Annotated in this window: 17 protein-coding genes; 14 read left to right on the forward strand and 3 right to left on the reverse strand. The window is 28.6% G+C overall.

From position 1 onward, the window contains the following. Nucleotides 1–55 precede the first annotated feature (55 nt). From IC174_RS01740 to IC174_RS01755, 4 genes are all read left to right on the forward strand, one after another. Nucleotides 56–802: a DUF2087 domain-containing protein gene (locus tag IC174_RS01740; protein WP_227481993.1), complete on the forward strand. Its 747-nt coding sequence runs from the start codon at nucleotides 56–58 to the stop codon at nucleotides 800–802. A 67-nt stretch (nucleotides 803–869) separates the two neighbouring features. After that, nucleotides 870–1,547 (forward strand): epoxyqueuosine reductase, encoded by a 678-nt coding sequence (locus tag IC174_RS01745; RefSeq protein ID WP_227481994.1) that lies wholly within the window; start codon nucleotides 870–872, stop codon nucleotides 1,545–1,547. A 416-nt stretch (nucleotides 1,548–1,963) separates the two neighbouring features. After that, nucleotides 1,964–3,538 carry a ClC family H(+)/Cl(-) exchange transporter gene (locus IC174_RS01750; RefSeq protein WP_227481995.1) on the forward strand — a complete coding sequence of 525 codons (1,575 nt, stop codon included), beginning with the start codon at nucleotides 1,964–1,966 and terminating at the stop codon, nucleotides 3,536–3,538. Nucleotides 3,539–3,663: 125 nt separating this feature from the next. Beyond that, nucleotides 3,664–4,614: a DUF1848 domain-containing protein gene (locus tag IC174_RS01755; protein ID WP_227481996.1), complete on the forward strand. Its 951-nt coding sequence runs from the start codon at nucleotides 3,664–3,666 to the stop codon at nucleotides 4,612–4,614. A 378-nt stretch (nucleotides 4,615–4,992) separates the two neighbouring features. Here the strand turns inward: IC174_RS01755 and IC174_RS01760 are convergent, their stop codons facing one another. Further along, nucleotides 4,993–5,847, reverse strand: coding sequence for a GRP family sugar transporter (locus tag IC174_RS01760; RefSeq protein ID WP_227481997.1), 855 nt, complete (start codon nucleotides 5,845–5,847; stop codon nucleotides 4,993–4,995). 165 nt (nucleotides 5,848–6,012) lie between these two features. Here IC174_RS01760 and IC174_RS01765 point away from each other — a divergent pair, with 165 nt between their 5' ends. The 10 genes from IC174_RS01765 to IC174_RS01810 all read left to right on the forward strand — a co-directional run bounded on the left by IC174_RS01765 (nucleotide 6,013) and on the right by IC174_RS01810 (nucleotide 18,141). Further along, nucleotides 6,013–7,977, forward strand: a complete 1,965-nt coding sequence (locus tag IC174_RS01765) for a BglG family transcription antiterminator (RefSeq protein ID WP_227482146.1) — start codon at nucleotides 6,013–6,015, stop codon at nucleotides 7,975–7,977. Then, nucleotides 7,977–8,435 carry a PTS sugar transporter subunit IIA gene (locus IC174_RS01770; RefSeq protein WP_227433910.1) on the forward strand — a complete coding sequence of 153 codons (459 nt, stop codon included), beginning with the start codon at nucleotides 7,977–7,979 and terminating at the stop codon, nucleotides 8,433–8,435. The genes IC174_RS01765 and IC174_RS01770 overlap by 1 nt, the downstream gene beginning before the upstream one ends. 2 nt (nucleotides 8,436–8,437) lie before the next feature. Then, entirely contained in the window at nucleotides 8,438–8,758 is a 321-nt protein-coding gene (locus IC174_RS01775; RefSeq protein ID WP_227433911.1) for a PTS fructose transporter subunit IIB, read from the forward strand. Between the two features lie 15 nt (nucleotides 8,759–8,773). After that, nucleotides 8,774–9,874, forward strand: coding sequence for a PTS fructose transporter subunit IIC (locus tag IC174_RS01780; RefSeq protein WP_227433912.1), 1,101 nt, complete (start codon nucleotides 8,774–8,776; stop codon nucleotides 9,872–9,874). A 131-nt stretch (nucleotides 9,875–10,005) separates the two neighbouring features. Further along, complete coding sequence (locus tag IC174_RS01785; protein WP_227481998.1) at nucleotides 10,006–12,606, forward strand: glycoside hydrolase family 38 C-terminal domain-containing protein; 2,601 nt, start codon at nucleotides 10,006–10,008, stop codon at nucleotides 12,604–12,606. A gap of 403 nt (nucleotides 12,607–13,009) precedes the next feature. Beyond that, complete coding sequence (locus IC174_RS01790) at nucleotides 13,010–13,342, forward strand: winged helix-turn-helix transcriptional regulator (protein ID WP_227433914.1); 333 nt, start codon at nucleotides 13,010–13,012, stop codon at nucleotides 13,340–13,342. A 124-nt stretch (nucleotides 13,343–13,466) separates the two neighbouring features. Next, complete coding sequence (locus IC174_RS01795) at nucleotides 13,467–14,765, forward strand: cytochrome c biogenesis protein/redoxin (RefSeq protein WP_227481999.1); 1,299 nt, start codon at nucleotides 13,467–13,469, stop codon at nucleotides 14,763–14,765. 93 nt (nucleotides 14,766–14,858) lie between these two features. Beyond that, nucleotides 14,859–16,241, forward strand: coding sequence for an FAD-dependent oxidoreductase (locus tag IC174_RS01800; protein WP_227482000.1), 1,383 nt, complete (start codon nucleotides 14,859–14,861; stop codon nucleotides 16,239–16,241). A gap of 235 nt (nucleotides 16,242–16,476) precedes the next feature. Next, nucleotides 16,477–17,190 (forward strand): DUF434 domain-containing protein, encoded by a 714-nt coding sequence (locus IC174_RS01805; RefSeq protein WP_227482001.1) that lies wholly within the window; start codon nucleotides 16,477–16,479, stop codon nucleotides 17,188–17,190. An 81-nt stretch (nucleotides 17,191–17,271) separates the two neighbouring features. Next, nucleotides 17,272–18,141 carry a L,D-transpeptidase family protein gene (locus tag IC174_RS01810; protein ID WP_227433918.1) on the forward strand — a complete coding sequence of 290 codons (870 nt, stop codon included), beginning with the start codon at nucleotides 17,272–17,274 and terminating at the stop codon, nucleotides 18,139–18,141. Nucleotides 18,142–18,284: 143 nt separating this feature from the next. On the opposite strand, the gene IC174_RS01815 is transcribed toward IC174_RS01810, so the two are convergent. Then, nucleotides 18,285–19,430, reverse strand: coding sequence for an iron-containing alcohol dehydrogenase (locus IC174_RS01815; RefSeq protein ID WP_227482002.1), 1,146 nt, complete (start codon nucleotides 19,428–19,430; stop codon nucleotides 18,285–18,287). Nucleotides 19,431–19,693: 263 nt separating this feature from the next. After that, nucleotides 19,694–20,470 (reverse strand): IclR family transcriptional regulator, encoded by a 777-nt coding sequence (locus IC174_RS01820; protein WP_227433920.1) that lies wholly within the window; start codon nucleotides 20,468–20,470, stop codon nucleotides 19,694–19,696. Nucleotides 20,471–20,623: the final 153 nt, after the last annotated feature.

Raw genomic sequence — 20,623 nt, forward strand, 5'->3', positions numbered from 1 at the left:
ACTTTAGTAATATATGTTTATTGAAATAATAAACCATATACTAGAGGTGAATAATATGAAGATTGAAAATCTTTCTATTAAAGATATCAAAAAAGGTTATGTATTCAATGCAGATTTAAATTGTTATAGTTGCATTATTTGTGGAAAAACGTATGAAGTAGGAGAAATATACAGAGTTGGTGATAGATTTTTTGAAGCATCAAGAGCCATTGAATTGCATACAGAATTAAAACATGGTAACTATTTGGAACAATTGGTCAATAATGATTCAAAGTACAATACATTAACAGATAATCAAAAACAATTATTTAAATTATTTATTAGTGATTTATCAGATAAAGAAATTGCAAAAGAGCTTGGTGTATCTACTTCTACAATACGTCATCAAAAATTTATGTTTAGAGAAAAAGCAAAACAAGCTAAGCTATACTTGGCTTTATATGAATCTGTATTTGAAGATAAATCTAATAGAGATAGTATTATAATACCAATCCACGAACATGCCAAAATGGTAGATGAGAGATACGTAGTAACTGAAGAAGAAAGAAAACACATTTTAGAAACATCATTTGAAAGTATGAATCCTCTAAAATTAAAAGCTTTTTCATCAAAAGAAAAGAAAAAAGTTGTTATTTTGTCTAAAATTTTAGAACAATTTGAGCAAGGAAAGCAATATTCAGAAAAAGAAGTTAATCAAATTTTAGAGTCTATATATTATGATTTTGCAACGATTAGAAGATATTTAATTGAATATGGTTTTATGAGTAGAAATAAAGAATGTACAAAGTATTGGTTAACATAATAAAAAGCCAGAACCTATCAGTATATAAAGCTATTTCTTGCTTGATTAGCTGTGAAAGGAGTTAAAAATGAATGATGAGTTGAAATCTATTTTGTACAATGAAGGTGTAGACATTATTCGTTTTGTTGATATATCTGAATTTCCAATGAATCAAACACTAGGCTTTTCTAAGGCGATTTTATTTTGTATAGGATTATCAAAGAAGTTTATTAAGGATATATATAATAATTTACCTACAGACAGAGATGAGTTTTTGGAAAAAGAGGAAAAGGTGGAAAAACTAGCTGATTGGATTTCTGAATATCTTCAAAAAAAAGGTTATAGTGCTTATGCTCAATCAGAAAAAAATAATATAGAACACAGATACATTGAAAGAGGATATATTGACCCTAAGATGCAATCAGGTATTAGCCCTTTACCACATAAGACAATAGCGAATATTAGTGGTATTGGATTCATGGGGAAAAATAATTTATTTATCACTGAGGAATTTGGATGTGCTTTTAGCATGTGTACAGTACTTACGGATGCACCAATTTCTGTTGAAAAGCATCCTTTGATTGCTTCAAAATGTGGTGATTGCAGTGTTTGTGTAGAAAAATGCCCTGCAAAAGCTATACATGGAAATGCTTGGACTTTTCAAGGGGGAAGAGAGTCTATAATCGATATTTCTAAATGTTTTTGTGTTTTAAAATGTATGGTAAATTGCCAATGGTCATTGAAATATGCAAATCAAAAACTATAATCTAGATATGAGATAGATATTTTTATTGTATTTTAGCTTTCTTAAAAAAATAAGCTTATAGGGTGCTTGATAATTGCACCCTTTTTAATATTATTAAATATAATAATTTAGACTGATGTTAATGATAGTCTGAATTAGGATTAATATTATCATGTTTTTTATCAAAGTCAAGAATAAAGTAAAAATAAAATAATATGTCCTTCTTTATTTTTCTAAAAATGTATTGTATTATTGATTCAGTGGTAAATACGATGAAATTAAGTTGGATAACAATAATTATTCAGTATTTACATTACATTATAAGTTGGTTATGTGTATCAAACATAGAAGAAAAGTAACATATGATTTTGTGTGAAATGAACTAAAAAATATATTTATTCATATTACACCGAATTATGGAGTGGAGGAGAAAGATTATGAAAAAAGATACATCTCATGTAATTAAGCGGGCCGAGCGATTTCAGGTCATTTTGATTGGAGAAGGGCTTCTTGTAGGCGCTATAGCTGGTTTGATTGTACTTTTATATAGGATACTTTTGGGGCAGGCTGGTATCTGGCTCAACCAAATATTAAATTTTGCAAAAGGTTCAACTGTGAAAACAGCAGTTTGGTTTGCAGTGCTTGCACTGCTTGCGTGGATTGTATCAAGGCTAGTAAATTGGGAGCCAATGATTTCAGGTAGTGGTATTCCTCAGCTAGAAGGAGAGATGACAGGGAAAATCAAGCAAGTATGGTGGCGTGTGTTGCCAGCCAAATTTGTTGGAGGATTCTTATCGCTTCTGGGTGGTCTTGCCTTGGGAAGAGAAGGACCTTCTATACAGCTTGGTGCTATGGCAGGAAAGGGTATTTCCAGAGCTCTTGATAGAGGAAAGACAGAGGAAAAGTTCTTGCTTACTTGTGGGGCAAGTGCAGGATTATCAGCAGCCTTTCATGCACCACTGGCAGGCGTCATGTTTTCACTGGAAGAAATACATAAAAACTTTTCAGTGTCTGTTTTGATTTCTGTGATGACAGCATCTCTAACAGCGGACTATATATCAGCTAATTTTCTAGGAATGGAATCAGTGTTCCAGTTTGATATTGGAAATGTGTTACCACAGAGTTATTATTGGTTGATACTGATTTTAGGTGTTGTGCTTGGCGTTATGGGGGCATTTTATAATTGGTTTACCTTATTTGTTCAGTCTTTATATAAAAAGATTCCCCAAATAGGTACATTTGGAAAAATATTGATTCCATTTTTTATGGCTGGTATTTTGGGTCTTTCGATGCCTGAGGTGCTTGGAAGTGGGCATAATCTGGTGGAAGCACTAACAAGCCATGAATATTTGTTGGGAATGGTAGTTTTGATTTTTGTCATCCGTTTTGTATTTTCGGCTGTTAGTTTTGGGTCTGGTGCGCCAGGAGGAATCTTCTTCCCGCTACTTGTTTTAGGAGCCTTTATTGGGGGAATGTTCGGAATGGTAGGTGTACAGTTTTTTGGAATGAACTTAGACTATGTCAATAATTTTATACTTCTGGCTATGGCAGGGTATTTTACTGCCATTGTACGTGCGCCTTTGACTGGAATTATATTGATTTTTGAAATGACAGGTTCTGTCAGCCAGATGCTTTCCCTATCCGTTATTTCAATTGTGGCGTATATTGTGGCTACACTTCTGAAATCTAAGCCGATTTATGAAAGTCTTCTGGAGAGATTACTTGAGAAAAATGGAGAACCTGTTCATAGAGAGAGGGGAGAGAAAATACTAGATCAGTTTTCCATTATGTTTGGTTCTCCTGTTGCTAACAAAGCAATTCAGGATATTCAATGGCCAGAAAATTGTCTTTTGGTAGCCATTCAAAGAGGAGGAGAAGAAATTATTCCAAAAGGAAAAACAATTCTTAAGGCAAGTGATATAATTGTTACCATGACAGATGAGAGAGACAGTAGTGTTGTGTATGATAAAATGGAAAAACTTTGCAAAGAAAATACATCATATATTGTCTAGGGATAATAAGCTATAAAAAAGATGTTTTCTGTGTGAATGAAAACTAGTAAATAATGTGTGTGTAGAAAGTGGTCTGGACAATTCTAAGAGTGATATCAGCTATACTTTTAGATGGAGGTTAAATTATGATAGTAAGTGTAAGTAGAAGAACTGATATACCTGCTTTTTATAGTAAGTGGTTTTTTAACAGACTTAAAGAGGGTTTTGTGTATGTTGTTAATCCGATGAATCCAAAACAAGTCAGTAAGATAGAGTTAAATCCACATACTGTTGATTGCTTTATATTTTGGACAAAAGATGCAACTCCAATGATATGTGATTTGAACAAATTAAAAGACTATAAATATTATTTTCACTATACTATAACTCCATATGGTAAAGATGTAGAAACACGAATTTTAGATAAAAAGAAGATAATAGAGTCATTTAAAGAATTGTCTAGAAGCATAGGAAAAGAAAGAGTAATTTTGAGATATGACCCAATTTTTCTAAATGAAAAGTATAACTTAGATTATCATATAAAAGCATTTGAGAGATTATGCAGTCAACTTAATGGATTTACAGAAAAATGTATAATAAGTTTTATAGATTTATACAAAAAAACAAAAGTTAATACAAAGTCATTACATATAAAACCTATACAAATTAAAGAAATAGAAATATTGTCGAAGGAACTTTTTAGAATATCTAATAAGTATAATATAACACTTGAAATATGTTGTGATGAATATAATTTAAGTAAGTTTGGCATTGGAAAAAGTAAATGTATTGATGATAAGTTAATATCAAAGATTATAGGTAGTGAAGTGAAAGTCAAAAAGGATGATACACAAAGGGATATTTGTGGATGTGTTAAGAGTATTGATATAGGGCAGTACAATACTTGTAGACATTATTGTTTATATTGTTATGCTAATTTTAATTATACACGAGTAGAAGAAAATTGTAGACTATATAATGAAGAAAATAGAGTACTTGTAGGTGCTATAAGAGAAGATGAAAAAATAACTGTTAGAAATATGAAGACTATTAAAATAGATAAAAACAATAATAATCAGATTAGTATATTTGATTAAAAGTAAATATAAAATGGCTACTACTTTAATATGTTGAAAAAATATATAAAAAAGTAAATGTAAAATAAACACTATTTTAATGTGTTAAAAAAATATAAAATTGTAATAATAGAACAAGTATAAATAGATATTTTCTATAAGATAATAATTACTATAAAATGTATGGGGTTATGACAATGCTCTAGAGAGAAGCAATTCAGTAATTGTACTGTTTAGCTTCTCTCTTTTAATATTTATTACTATTTATGATTTTATTAAGATTCATTCATAAGTGATAAATTAGTGTCAATATAGACTCTTAATTATAGCTAAATCAGTGATAAACACAGTATTTTAGAGGATAATCAATTTTTCATTTTAATTTATATAAATAAATATCTATTTTATTGTGCTTAACATAAAAACACCAAACATGATTAATATTATTCCAAGAAAAATAGCAAGCCACTCTCTTTTATTTTTCTTTTCTTTAAAGAAGATAATTCCTCCTAAAGTAGCTACTATAACACAACTCTGAGAAATAGAAAAACTTATCGTAACTCCCAAAGTATTGGTTGTAATAAACATACCTAAATTTGCTATTGACCACAATACTCCAGTAATTAGATTAAATAAAACATTTTCCTTATGTAAAGTCTCTCTAGAAAAAGACTTAACAATAATTGATGCAGTTATTAACATCCCAACAGATTGAGGCAATATAATTCTATATCCTTCAATTGAAAATATTTGATTAGCTACAACATATAATGCTAAAAACAAGGATGATAATAATGTAACTCCAATACATTTCAACATATTGCTATTAGTAGATTTTTTTGTTTGATAATTTGTGAGAAGTATACCTATTATTATACATAAGATTGATAAGGTGCCAATCAAAAACATTTTAGAACTAGTCCATTCATTAAATAAGATTACAGCTAGTAAAGTTGTAAAAGTTAATTGTGAACCATTTGAAATTGGCATTACTTTAGATACACTAGCAATTTGAATTGCTTTAAACTGCATTAACTGACCTAAACTCCAAAATATCCCAGAAATCATACTCACGCAAAATGAAAAAAATGTAATCTCAGGATGCATAACTAAAGTTATTATAGTGGAAAATATAAACGCACTTATAGAGGTACCTAAAAGTTGTTCGTAGGGAGAACTTTTTTTGAGGTTTGCAGCTATGGGCATTAATCCCCACCCTATTACAGGAAGTAATGCAATAATTATTGTCAGCATTAAATTATTTCCTTTCATATTAAATTTAGACAGTTTTTAATTTATCATCTAAAATTAAAGTATTCAATACATAAAAATTACCGTATTTAATCAGGAAATATTAGTAGTTTTGTAGAAAAACATTTTCCATTAAAATAAAAACAAAGGGAAGGAGTAAGTTTGAAAATGTTAACTGATATGATTCAAAATCGTGAAATTAGAATAATAAAGTTTTTATTAAAAGAAGGTCATACAACTGTTAAAGCAATAGCAGATGATTTAGATGTTTCAGAAAAAACAGTTTCAAAATCTCTCAAAGAAGTAGAAATAGTACTTAAAAAGATAGGTCTTTCTTTAGTGAGAAAACCTAAAATAGGTGTTTATATTGAAGGAGATTTAAGAAAAATACTTCCTTACCTAGATAATAAAGGAAGTCAAATTCCTACAACAAGAGAGGAGAGAGTTATATATATATACTCAATTTTGTTAAAAAGTAATGATTATATTACTATACAACAACTTTCTGAAGAATTATATATAAGTCGAGGAACAATTGAAAGAGATTTAGCTGAGGTTGAAAAATTACTAAAAAGTGAAGGAGTTTCTATATATAAGAAACCTAGTAAAGGAATTAAATTGAATATAAGTGAAAGAGACAAAAGACAGCTTACTGCTAAGTTTATACATAAATTTTGGAGTAGAAATTGGTATATTAAGCAAGAACAAGAAAGTTTTTATCAAGCTTTTGAAAAGATACAAGCAGATGTGAATGGTATCTTTTTTGAGGATGATTTATCTATCATTATTGAGATTCTTAGAACTTTTAGTGAGGAAAGAAAATTTGAGTTTTCTGATTATGAATTTCAATCACTGGTTATTCATTTAGCTATAGCAGTAGAAAGAATTAGAAAAGGTGAATATATAGAAGAAAATTTATATACTAATAAGATAGAAAATAATCAAATGCCAAATACAAATTATCTAGCAAAGCAACTAGAAGAAAAATTTTCAATATTATTGCCAAATTCTGAAATTGGATATATAAATCTGCACTTAGTAGCTGCTGACCAGCATAGAAACACTACTGAACTAAAAAGTAATTCAAGTAAACCTTATGAAGCGAATACAAACAATATCTCAAATCTTAGAGAAATTATCAAAAATACATTGTATAAGACAGCCTATGATAAAGATTTAATTGATGGATTAACTACACATATACATTCGTCGATAAATAGATTGACATATAGTCTTAGTATCAAAAACCCATATGTAAATACAATTAAGCAAAACTTTTCTCTATCATTTGAACAAGCTTTAAACTTGAAAAAAGTAATTGAATTTATATATGATATTCGAATAAATGATGACGAATGTGCTTATATAGCACTACATTTTGAAGCTTTTAGAGAAAGAATGAAAGAACTACCACAAAGCATTAGGGTAATTCTAGTATGTAGTACAGGGTTGGGTTCTTCTAGGTTATTATCTGCAAGGTTAAAAAAATACTTCCCTATGGTAAAGATTGAAAAGATACTTTCTGTCCAAGAATTAGTATCTAGTAAAATTGATGCAGATTTAGTAATCAGTACTATTTATTTAGAATTAGAAACTATTCCAACTATAGTAGTTAGCCCTATTTTAAATGAAAATGATATAAGAACTTTAGAGAAAAACATACAAAATGTTCCAAGAACTACTTCTGGAAAATCTAAATCTTTTAAAAAGTTAATATTTGAGGAAAATATTTTGTTAAATATTGAGGCATCAGATTATGAAGATGTAATTAGATGTATAACAGATAACTTAATAAAAAGAGGTTATGCGAAAGAAGGTATAGCTGAAAGTGCAATTGAAAGAGAAAATTTATCTTACACATCTTTTCAATATATAGCTACACCTCATGCTAATCCTAGTTATATTAAAAAATCTAATATATCTGTTGCAACTTTAAAAAATCCTATTATATGGGGAAATGAAAATGTAGAAGTTGTTTTCTTTATTTCATTAGAAAATGACAAAAATTTGGAGCTTGATGAAATATATGAAGTTTTTTATGACTTCATTGACAATAAAAAAAATATAAATAACATATTAAGTGCAACTTCACCAAAAGAAGTGTACGATTTGCTAATGGAGGAGAATATATAGTGAAAATATCAGATGTATTGAAGGAAGAGCAGATTGTTTTTAATCTTGATGCAACTACCAAGGAAGAAACAATAAAAAAATTAAGTAGTATATTTGTTGAAAATGGGATTGTGGATAATGAAGAAGAATATGTTAAGTCTGTTTTAGAAAGAGAAGAACATGCAACTACAGGTATTGGGAATGGTATTGCTATTCCTCATGGGAAAAGTGATGCTGTTAAGAAATCTTCTATAATATTTGCAAAATCCAAAAATAAAATTGAATGGGAAGCCTTAGATGAAAAACCAGTAGATAGCATTTTCTTGTTGGCTATAAGTAACATTGATAAAGACAGTAACCACCTTGTCTTATTGTCTAAATTGGCAACTAAGTTAATGGATGATGACAATGTGGATGCATTAAAATTAGCTGATTCAGCACAAGAAGTAATTAAAATATTTAATGAGGGAGAAATGTAGAGATGAAAAGAAAAATTATAGCAGTAACAGCATGTGCAACAGGGGTTGCACATACATATATGGCAGCACAAGCATTAAAGAAGGCTTCAAAAAAAATGGGTCATCTTATAAAAGTTGAAACACAAGGAGCAACTGGAATTGACAATGAATTAACTGAAAAAGATGCGCAAATTGCAGAAGTAGTAATATTTGCTGTAGATACTAAAGTTAGAAATGCTGAACGTTTTGAAGGCAAAGAAATATTAGAAGTACCAGTTAATGCACCTATAAAAGATGCAGAAAAGGTAATCAATGATGCACTAAAGTTAATTGACACTAAATAAATGGAGGGAAATATAATGTTAAAAAAGATAGTCTCTGAGTTAAAAAAGCATGTTTTAACAGGAATCTCATATATGATTCCATTAGTAATTGCAGGTGCTATGATAATGGCAATATCTCGTGTAGGGGGTTCTTTATATAATATACCAGATATATGGGACGTTAAATATGCAGAAAGTGCTAGTAGTATTGTTAGATTATTACATGATTTAGATGGTTTTGGAGGCACTGCTTTAGGATTAATGTTTCCTGTAATTGCAGCCTTTATAGGATTTTCTATAGCTGATAAATTAGCTATAGTACCAGGACTTGTTGGAGGTATGATTGCTAAGGATATTGGAGCAGGTTTTTTAGGAGCTTTAGCAGTTGGTTTAATCGCAGGATATACATGTTTATTTATTAAAAATAATGTTAAATTACCAAAGTCAGCAGCTTCAATAGTACCAATATTTATAGTACCAGTATTTGGAACATTAATAACTGTTATATTAATTAATTATGTCATAGGCATTCCTTTTGCAACATTAAATACTGGCTTAGAAAATTGGTTAAATGGATTATCAGGTACAAATCAAATATTGATGGCAGCTATTATTGGAGCAATGATGGCAGTTGACCTAGGTGGGCCAGTTAATAAAGCAGCTTTGACAACATCACTTGCATTATTAACAAGTGGGATTTACGCACCTAATACAGCAGCAATGGTAGGAATTGTTATACCACCACTAGGCTTAGGTCTTGCTACTATATTAGCAAAACAAAAATATAATAAGCAGCTGCGTGAAGCTGGTAAATCATCTCTTATAATGGGGTTGATTGGAGTTAGTGAAGGAGCAATTCCTTTTGCAGTAGAATCTCCATTAAAAGTAATACCATCATGTGTAATTGGTACAGCAATTGCCTCAGCTATGGCAGTTGGATTAGGTTCAGTGAATGCAACTCCAATTAGTGGATTTTATGGATGGTTTACAGTAGAAAACTGGCCAATGTATGTATTATCAATTGCAGTAGGAACAGTAATTGTAGCAGGTTTAGTTATAATATTACGTGGAAATCCAGTTATCGAAGATGATGAATTTGAAGATGATGAATTTGATGAAGCAGAATGGGAATCTTAAAATTCAATAAAAATTTAAGAAAAATAATAATTTAGGTTTAATATAAATTTTATAGTTAGTATAAGTTTTGAGTATTGTTGAGTCTTGATTACAGCCTAAAAATATTAAAATGAAGAAATAGAGGAGCATAAATGATAAAAGCACATATTGTTAATCATACACACTGGGACAGAGAGTGGTATTTTACTTCTGGAGATGCATTAGTACTTAGTGAGCAATTATTTACAGATATAATTGATGAGTTAGAGCGTAATCCAGATGTAAGTTTTGTACTTGATGGACAACTTTCTATTTTGGATGATTATACACAAGTACATAAAGAAAAAATAGAAAGTATTAAAAAATTAATAGAAGAAAAAAGATTATATATCGGACCATGGTTTACACAAACAGATGCATTCTTCGCTAGAGGGGAATCTATTTTAAGAAATTTAATGATTGGAATATTTGAAAGTAAAAAGTATGGTGAATACATGAAAATCGGGTATTTACCAGATACCTTTGGTTTTAATGCACAGATGCCTATTTTATTAAGACATGTAGGGATTGATAATATTTTCTTTTGGAGGGGTATCCACTTAGGAAAGCAAGTTCAATCACCGTATTTTAAATGGAAAAGTTTAAATGGAGAAAAGTATATATATGCTGTAAATATGCCACATGGATATGGAACTGGTATGCTTTTAGAACCTTCACCAAAGTATGTCAATGGACGATTAGACCCCGCTATTGATTTTATTAAATCATATAGTGATGTAGAAGAGGTATTAATACCTTCAGGAAATGACCAATTAAATATAATAGGTGATTTTAAAAATAAAGTTGAAGAGATTAATAATATTGGAAAGTATTCTTATATAACAAGTTCATATCAAGACTTTTTGAAATATGTAAAATCTATAGAATCATTAGAAAGCTACAGAGGTGAATTTAGAGAACCAATGCTTGCAAGAATACATAAATCAATTGGTTCTAGTAGAATGGATATAAAATTAGCATGTGATAAACTTGAAAATAAATTAATTAAGAGAATAGAGCCATTACTAGTAATTGCTAAAAAGAGTGGAATAGAAATAAGCAATCAATTATTAATAAACACATGGAAAAAGCTTTTAGAAGGGCAAGCTCATGACAGTTTGGCTGGTTGTGTAACTGATACTGTAACAGATGATATTCTTCACCGTATAAGAGAAGCTAATGAAATCTGTGATAGCATTGAAAATACTATTGTAAAGAAAATTTCAGAAGGGCTTAAGTTATCTCAAAATGATGTATTAGTGTTTAATTCAGAAGCTAAAAGATTTAATGGATATAAAGAAATACAAGTAGTGAGTGATAGTAAAAATATTTGTTTTAAAGAAAATTTAGATGCTACTATAATTGAAGAAACTTACATACAACCAAGAGAAAATGTATTGGAAGAGACACCTGCTGGTAATATATTTATTGAAGAACCAGGTTATTATATACTAAAAATAAGAATAAATATACAACTTCCTGCACTTGGTTATAAAGTTATTAGTTTTGAAACAAGTAATAAAGAGATGTTGTCACTTAGTGAGTCTAATGATACCTTTATATCTAACGATAAATACAAGGTAATATATAAAGATGGAAGCTTGGATTTACAACTTAAAGATGGAACTTATATATCAAACTTTTTAACTTTAAAAGATAGCGGAAATGCAGGAGATACTTATGATTTCTCACCATTACAAGACGATGACGAGATAGAACTTTTGTTTAATAGTGTTTCGACAAAAAGAACATTAGGATATGAAAAGATAGTAGTTGAAGGTACAACTTTACTACCACTTACATTGGAAGATAGAAAAGATAAAAATCTCAATGGAAAATTAAATGTAAGAGCTAGCATTATTTTATCAAAAGATAATCCATTGATAGAGGTAAAACTTCATGTCAACAATACAATATGTAATCATAGATTACGTGTTCATGTAAAAACGGATATAAATGATAATAAAAATATAGCATCATTACCATTTGGATATATAACAAGAGAAAATGGGGTTTTAAGTAATTGGGAAAATACTTATAGTGAAATGCCTATAGATTTGGAACCTTTAGAAAGTAATATTACGCTTACTAATGAGAAGAGAAGTTGTACTGTCTTTACTAGAGGAATAAAGGAGTATCAACATGTCAATGATGAAATAGCACTGACTTTACTTGCTACTACAGATGAATTAGGAAAACCTGATTTATTATATAGACCAGGACGTGCTTCTGGAGATACCACTAAAAAGGGACATATCAGAATTAAAACTGAAAAGGCACAAATACTTAGAGAAGTAGAGTTTTCATTTGCAATATATATGAGTTCTAAATCTTTTGATGAATCAGAAGTTGCAAGTTTAACTCATAACTATTTGCAAGAATCTATAAATTATCAATTACAGGATTATAACTTCTTTTTATATCGTATAGATAATAAGATTCAAAGGTCAATTGTTGAAAAATCTGTGAACAGAGAGTTAGAGATAATATCTTTACCAGAAAATTATCTTGTATCAGCATGTTATCTTTCTTACTATGATAAAGAGAAGTTTGTAATAAGGTTAGAAAATCCAACAAGTGAGAAGTTGATATTAGATGAGCAAATATTTAAAGATAGAAACGGGAAAGTTATAAATGCAATAGAAGAATTAGAGGAACAACAAATATATGAAATAGCACCTTTTGAAGTTATTTCAATATTATTAGATTTATAAGTGTAAAAGTAAGTTTATCATTTAATAATCTGGCAGATAAATATCTGTCAGATTTTTTAATTTGTATAATTTTGGGTAGATATCAAGGTATGGGTTTGATGTTGTATATAGAAATTATTAAAACAGGATAAAGAACTTAGATAAAGAATTATTATATAAGAGCTAAATTTATTTAATATAGTTAACTTTAATTTTATGTAGTTATAAATATGTAGTTACAAAAAAGTACCCAATTGTGATGCATTTATAAAACTGATATAGTAATTATATGAAACCTCAGAAATATTTTAAAACTAAAATATATATTAACAACCTTAAACTAGTAAATCTCAACACATTTGTAACATTTATAAATTAAATAAAAGCATGTCTTAATAATTAATAAAAAGAAAGAGGAGATAAAATGTATAATATAGATGATATGATATATGACTGTCCAGTAGAGGCATTATCAAGCATATTAGGTAAAAAATGGGTAGCTATAATAATATGGGAGTTACAAAAAGATAAAAAAAGATTTGGAGAATTACAAAGAGCCATTCCAGAATGTAGTAAGAAAATGTTGACTCAACAATTAGATTTTTTAATTGAGCAAGGAATTATAATCAACAATAAAAAATCAATTAATAATATTGTAGAATCAACATATTTTTTAAGTGAGTCAGGGGTACTATTACTTCCTGTTATGGAAAAGATGATTATGTGGAGCAATAATAATTTAAATTGCGATAAGTAAGCTTTTAAATTACTTTTGAATTTACAGTGACTTAATTAGGCTATCGTGAGAATAAAAGTAAAAGCAATAAAAGGACATAATTTTTTATTGTAATAATGTAAATAGAATGAGGAGGAGCTTTAATTTGCAAAATATAAATTTATTTGTGGTATTTATAGAAGGGATATTATCGTTTTTTTCGCCATGTATATTACCAATACTACCTATTTATCTAAGTATACTGTCAAATAGTAGTGTGGAAAATTTAAAAGAAGGAAAAACGAATTTTATAAAAAGTTCTCTATTTAAAAATACTATCTTATTTACTCTAGGAATTTCAACAACCTTTTTTATATTAGGTTCATCAGTAAGAGTATTGAGTATGTTTTTTAATGAGAATAAAGACTTAATAATGTTTATAGGTGGGATTATAATTATTATCATGGGATTGTTTTATATGGGAATAATTAAGTCTTCAATACTAAATAGAGAAAAAAGATTAAATGTAAAGTTTAAAGAAATGAGAGCAATAACAGCATATTTACTTGGATTTACATTTAGTTTTGGGTGGACACCTTGTATTGGGCCAATATTAGCATCTGTATTAGTAATGGTTTCTAGTTCAACTAATCATTTGAATGCAAATCTTTTAATAGTAGTATATACCATTGGATTTATTTTGCCATTTATAATTACAGCTATGTTCTATAGTAAGTTATTTAAGACTATAGATAAAATAAAATCTAATATGGAAATTATTAAAAAGATAGGTGGAGCTATACTTATAATATCAGGAATATTAATGATGATAAATGGGTTTGAAAGTGTGAGCAAGCATTTTAATGTTCCACAAAAAAATAAAGTTGAAAATAATCAAAGTGTGAATCAAGAAGATAATAAACAAGGAAATTCTAATGGCAATACACAAGAAGAGTCTGGTAACAGAGATAATAAAAAAGAATCTAATAATGAAAATAGTGATAACAGCTCTAATGATGAAGAGAGAATAAAATCTATTGATTTTACTTTAACTGACCAATATGGTAAAACACATAAATTAAGTGATTATGAAGGTAAGGTTGTGTTTTTAAATTTCTGGGCTACATGGTGTCCTCCATGTAAAGAGGAAATGCCTCATATAGAGCAGTTGTACAAGGATTATAAGAAAAATAATGAAGATGTAGTAATTTTAGGTGTAGCATCACCTAATTTAGGTAGAGAAGGTTCAAGAGAACATGTAATTAACTTTTTAAAAGATGAAGGCTATACTTTTCCCGTTGCACTTGATGAAGATGGAGAATTAGCATATCAATATGGAATTAATGCTTTTCCAACTACATTTATAATTGATAAAGAAGGATATGTAACACAGTACATTCCAGGAGCAATGAATAAAGAGACTATGATGTCTTTCATTGAAAATCAAAAAAATAAAAAGTATTAATATAGAAGGTTACAAAAAAGTACCTAATTGTACCACCTAGAAAATCTTGTTATAGTAAGAGTATAAATAACAAAGGAAAGGGTTGAAATTTATATGAAAAAAACATTTGATGCAATAATAATAGGATTTGGAAAAGGTGGAAAGACATTAGCAGGAGATTTAGCTAATAGAGGATTAAAGGTAGCTTTAGTAGAAAAGTCAAATAAAATGTATGGAGGAACATGTATAAATGTAGCATGTATCCCAACTAAAAGCTTAGAAAATTCAGCAAACAATGTAAAAAATATAAACTCTTGGAATGATGCACAAATCGAATATGCAAAAGCTATAGAAAAAAAAGAAACTTTGGTTACAAAGCTTAGAGAAGCTAACTATAATAAATTAAATTCAAATGATAATGTAACTATATTTACAGGAATGGCGACTTTTATTGATGAAAATACAGTAGAAGTAAAAACTGAAAATGAAGTTTATGAATTAGTATCAGAGAAGATATTTATCAATACTGGCTCAAAATCATTTATACCTAATATAAAAGGTATTGAAAACAATAAGATAGTATATAATAGTGAATCTCTTATGAATTTAAGAACCTTACCTAAAAAAATGACAATTATAGGTGCTGGGTTTATAGGTTTAGAATTTGCAGGCATCTATAGTTCCTTTGGAACAGAAGTTACAATATTAAATTCAAATAATGGGATTTTACCAAATGAAGATATTGAAGATTCAGAAGAAATAATAAAATTACTTGAAAAGAGAAATGTAAAAATTATAAATAATGCAAAGGTAAAAGAGATTAAGGAAGTTTCTAATTTAGCTACAGTAGAATATGATATAAATAGTGAATTAAAGGAAATAACAAGTGATATAATACTTGTTGCTACAGGTAGAAAAGCAAATACTGAAGGTTTAGGACTTGAAAATGCAGGCATAGAGTTAAATGAAAGAGGATTTATTAAAGTATCAGATAACCTTAAGACTAATAAAAAACACATATGGGCTATAGGAGATATAAATGGAGGTCCTCAATTTACTTATATATCACTAGATGACTATCGTATAATAATCAATCAATTATTTGGAAATAAGACTAGAACTACTAGTAATAGAAAAAATATACCAAATGCTATATTCATAAGTCCAGCATTTTCAAGAGTTGGTCTTAATGTTAAACAAGCAAAGGAAAAAGGATATGATGTATTAGTAGCAAAGATGCCAGTTGAGGCAATTCCAAGAGCTAAACAAATTGGAAAGACAGATGGATTTATAAAAATCGTAATAGATAAAAATTCCAATAAGATACTTGGTGCTAGCATGATATGTGAAGATTCTAGTGAGATTATACATTTAATTCAGTTAGCCGTAGATTTAGAAGTAGAATATACATATTTAAGAGACCGTGTTTATGCACATCCAACTATGACAGAGGCTCTTAATGATGTTTTATCTCCTAATATGATAAAGGAAGTATAGAATAAGTGTAATATATAAATAAAGCCTAAAATTATCATTATAAATAAATTTTAAAGAAAGGATACTATGAGAATTTACTAATAGTATCCTTTCTTTACATTATAAAGTATAAATATAGTAAAAAAGTAATTATTTTGTATTTAAGAGAGTATTAAAAGGTATAATCTAAATATTGAATAATATAAATGGATAAGATAATATTAGCAAACTTCATATTAAGGCGGTGAAATATTCTATGAATAAAATATCTAAAAGAGGCTTTGATGAGAGTGATAAACGATGGTTTTCAAGTAAAGAACTTGTAAGACTTGTAAAGGCTCAAGAAGAAATAGAATGGTTAATAAATAGAGATTATAAAATAGACCCAGTTGTAACTTTTGTGGGAGATAGATATCAGTTTTCAATAAGACAAAGAGATGCACTAAAGAGAGCAGTATGTACTGATGAAAAAAATAGAATAAGACAATCAAAGATACTTTCCTTAGATAAAATAAATGAAGGAATTATATACATAGATGGTTTTAATTTGATAATAGCTCTAGAAGTAGCATTATCTGGAGGAACTCTAGTCATAGGTAGAGATGGAAATATAAGAGATTTAGCAGGTCTTAGAGGAACATATAAAATTATAGATAAAACAGAAGAAGCTTTAAATCTAATAGGAAAGTTTTTTAATAAATATAAGGCTACAAAAATTAAATTTTACTTAGATGCACCAGTTTCTAATTCTGGAAATCTAAGATATAAGATATTAGAACATGCCAAGGTATGGAAAATTGAAACAGAAGTAGAGCTAGTAAAAAATGCAGATGTTATATTAGAAAAACTTGATAGAGTAGTTAGCAGTGATGCTGTTATAGTTGATAAATGTATAAGTTATTTTAATGTAGCTAGAAGTATAATTGAAGAATATATTAAAGATTGTAATATTGTAAATTTAAATGGATAATAACCTTTAATTATACAGAGTAAGTTTAAAAATAGAAGAACGAATATATATCGAATTTCATAAAGTATTGTAAAAAGACATATGAGAGGATGGGTATGTGTGAAGCTATTTAAAATAAACATTAAAAAATACAGAGCACCTATATATAAATATGCTTTAGTAAATGTAAATTTGAGGTCTGCGAAATCTACAAGTTCAAGTATTATAACTGTAATACCTAAAGGTTCTAAATTAGAGGTTCTAGATGAAGAAGATGATTGGATTAAAGTAATCTACAATTTTCAAGAAGGGTATGTATACAGAGATTTAATATCAGTAAGCGAATATGCTTGGAGTAATTTAAATTTAAGAGAAGATAAGTCTACAACTTCTACTATAATTACAGTAATTCCTGAAAAGTCTAGAGTCGAAGTTCTACAGGTAGAAGGGGACTGGAGTAAAGTTATATATGATGATAAAACAGGTTATGTTTTTAATTATTTCTTGTCAAGTGATGGAAATAAACCTAATGAATTAGATTATAAGTATTTTTACACTGATATGACTAAATTTGTTAATGAAAATAATATTAAAAGTACTAGTGACTATCTAATTACCACAGACCTTAAAAATAAATACACTTATATTTTTAAGAAAGATAATGGTGGTTGGGGGCAATTATATAAATGGGAATGCACTATAGGTAAACCTGAAACTCCAACTATAACAGGTATTTTTTATATAAGTGGGAGAAAACCTTCTTTTGGAACAGATGAGTATTCAGTTAAGTACGCTACTAGAATTAAAGGTGGGTATTATTATCATTCTGTGTTATATAATTCAACAGGAAGTTATATAATAGATGCTAGGCTTGGTGAAGCTCTTAGCCATGGATGTATAAGACTAAGTACAGAAAATGCTAAGTGGATATATGACAATATACCTGACACAACAACAGTTATAATTCATTAAAAATACTATTTATTAATTTTAAAGAGTTTGAAATTAAATTAAAAATATGGATTTAGATAATAAGAGAGTGTCTATAATCAAATAAAAATATTTTGAGACACTCCCTTATAAATATACATAATTAATTTATAAGTGTGATTATATTAAGAGATTTTCTTAAATAATTCTATAATTTTATCCTTATCAAAGAAAACAGGATTGGCTCCAGCACAAGCATCTTTCATAGAATTTTCAGCAAGCAACTCAAAATTAGGATTATCAACACCAACATCTTTTAAAGATTTTGGAATTCCTACTTCTTCTGAAAGAGCTTTTATTTTATCTATTACAAAATCAACACATTCCTTATCTGATTTGTCATGTATATTCATTCCAATAATCTCAGCTATTGGACGGAATTTAGAAGGTGCAGATTTAGCATTTTCTTCTTCAACTATTGGTAGCAACATAGCATTACATACTCCATGAGGTAAATCATATAAACCTCCTAATTGATGAGCCATAGCATGTACATTTCCAAGACCTGCATTGCTAAAAGCAATTCCATTTAGAAAACAAGCATAACACATTTGTTCTCTAGCATCTATATCATTACCATCTTTAACAGCTCTAGGAAGATATTCAAATATCTGCTTTATAGAATATAGCGCAGTTGAATCTGTAACATCATAAGCACCATTAGCCACTACAGCTTCTATAGCATGAGTCAGTGCATCCATACCAGTAGCTGCTGTCAAATTAGCTGGCTTACTAATCATTAATTCTGGGTCATTAACTGTCATTGTAGCTAGTGCATTTGTATCAACCATTATCATTTTTACGTGCCTATCTTCATCCGTTATGACATAATTTATTGTAACTTCAGCTGATGTACCAGCAGTAGTAGTTATAGCAACTATAGGAAGACATTTTTTAGAAGTTTTATTTACACCTTCATAATCTCTAATGTCACCACCATTGGTAGCCAATATGGAAATAGCTTTACCACAATCTTGTGGAGAACCACCACCTATAGTTATAACGAAGTCGCAATTTTCTGATTTTAATATTTCAAGTCCATTATTGACATTAGTCACAGTTGGATTTGGTTTAACTTCATCATAAATAGCAAAGTTCACACCTATTTGAGACAACATATCTGTTACTTTTTTTACAGTACCATTTGAAGTTAGAAATTTATCGCTAACGATAAATGCTTTTTTAGTGCCTAAGGATTTAATTGAGTCTTTAGATTCAATAAGACACCCTTTTCCAAGTAAGTTTATTGGTGGTACATAATAGATACTCATAGTTAAAATCTCCTTTTTTGAATTAATTTTTATGTACAATATACATACCTACAATAGTCTTATACTAATTCACATATTAGATATTGGTTTTTGAGGTTAAAATATATATCGTGAGTTTTTATATAAGAACTAAGTTCGTAATTACGATTATGATTAGAATTTAACATAGTATTTTTATCATGTCAATAAAAATATTAAAAATAAAAAAGAGCATAAAAAAACAAAGTTGCTGTAATTAAGTCAGCAACTTTGTTTTTATCAATCTAATTTATTATAATATCTTCATTACGTTCTTCCATCATAGATTGAATATTTTTTTGGGCATTTAGAAGTAATTTTTTTATCAGTTCTATTTTTTCTTCACTAGACCTAAAAAGTGGAAGTGTTACGCTAACAGCGGCCCTTATACATCCGTTTTTTCTTATTGGTACAGCAAGGCATTTTAGGTATTCCATTGATTCTTCACATTCTGAAGCTATTTGAGTTTCACGAACTTCAAGAAGCTGGTCATATAAAATATCAAAGTCAGTAATTGATTTTTTTGTAAATCCTTTTAATCCGTCTGGATATAAATTTATTAGTTTTTCCTTATCAAAATCACATAAAAGTGCTTTACCAAGACCTGTACAATTAGCAGGTATCTTTTTACCAACATAAGAAATAAGTCTAATTGGCTCTGGAGAGTCAACTTTTCCAATATAAAGAACTTCGTTATTGTCGAGTATACCAAGTTGACAAGTTTCAGAACAAGAATTAACTATATTAGTCATTTCATCAATTATGTAGTTAAAAATAGTTCTTTTCTCAAAAAACGAAGACCCCAATGTGTAAGAACGTATACCTATGGAATATTTAGACGTATTTTTATCAATAGTAATGTATTTTCTAGCATTAAGTGTATGAACTATAGGAAAGATACTACTTTTTGGAGCATTGATAGCATCTGCTATTTCTGTAAGAGTATATCCATTCTCAGATTCAGCTAATGCTTCTAAAATATCTAATATCCTAGCTGTTGGGCGATGATTATCTGAAGTCATAAATTTCCCCCTATCTTTGTTAATTTAAAGTGTTAGAATATGTTGATTTTAGCATACTGTGTGATAATTTACAATGTAGAAATAAAATATATGACAGCATGTGCAAATAAGCTTTAATTATAAATATTTATAGATGATTTTTTTGATGAAAAT

It is taken from the genome of Clostridioides sp. ES-S-0001-03, from assembly GCF_020676075.1.
Lineage (GTDB): Bacteria > Bacillota > Clostridia > Peptostreptococcales > Peptostreptococcaceae > Clostridioides.

Bases quoted from the DNA above. Each gene is read 5' to 3' on its own strand.
- IC174_RS01790 (WP_227433914.1), top strand. From the start codon at position 13,010: ATGTATAATATAGATGATATGATATATGACTGTCCAGTAGAGGCATTA.
- IC174_RS01785 (WP_227481998.1), top strand. From the start codon at position 10,006: ATGATAAAAGCACATATTGTTAATCATACACACTGGGACAGAGAGTGG.
- IC174_RS01805 (WP_227482001.1), top strand. From the start codon at position 16,477: ATGAATAAAATATCTAAAAGAGGCTTTGATGAGAGTGATAAACGATGG.
- IC174_RS01810 (WP_227433918.1), top strand. From the start codon at position 17,272: ATGAGAGGATGGGTATGTGTGAAGCTATTTAAAATAAACATTAAAAAA.
- IC174_RS01755 (WP_227481996.1), top strand. From the start codon at position 3,664: ATGATAGTAAGTGTAAGTAGAAGAACTGATATACCTGCTTTTTATAGT.
- IC174_RS01780 (WP_227433912.1), top strand. From the start codon at position 8,774: ATGTTAAAAAAGATAGTCTCTGAGTTAAAAAAGCATGTTTTAACAGGA.
- IC174_RS01745 (WP_227481994.1), top strand. From the start codon at position 870: ATGAATGATGAGTTGAAATCTATTTTGTACAATGAAGGTGTAGACATT.
- IC174_RS01740 (WP_227481993.1), top strand. From the start codon at position 56: ATGAAGATTGAAAATCTTTCTATTAAAGATATCAAAAAAGGTTATGTA.
- IC174_RS01775 (WP_227433911.1), top strand. From the start codon at position 8,438: ATGAAAAGAAAAATTATAGCAGTAACAGCATGTGCAACAGGGGTTGCA.
- IC174_RS01765 (WP_227482146.1), top strand. From the start codon at position 6,013: ATGTTAACTGATATGATTCAAAATCGTGAAATTAGAATAATAAAGTTT.
- IC174_RS01815 (WP_227482002.1), bottom strand. From the start codon at position 19,430: ATGAGTATCTATTATGTACCACCAATAAACTTACTTGGAAAAGGGTGT.
- IC174_RS01820 (WP_227433920.1), bottom strand. From the start codon at position 20,470: ATGACTTCAGATAATCATCGCCCAACAGCTAGGATATTAGATATTTTA.
- IC174_RS01750 (WP_227481995.1), top strand. From the start codon at position 1,964: ATGAAAAAAGATACATCTCATGTAATTAAGCGGGCCGAGCGATTTCAG.
- IC174_RS01760 (WP_227481997.1), bottom strand. From the start codon at position 5,847: ATGCTGACAATAATTATTGCATTACTTCCTGTAATAGGGTGGGGATTA.
- IC174_RS01800 (WP_227482000.1), top strand. From the start codon at position 14,859: ATGAAAAAAACATTTGATGCAATAATAATAGGATTTGGAAAAGGTGGA.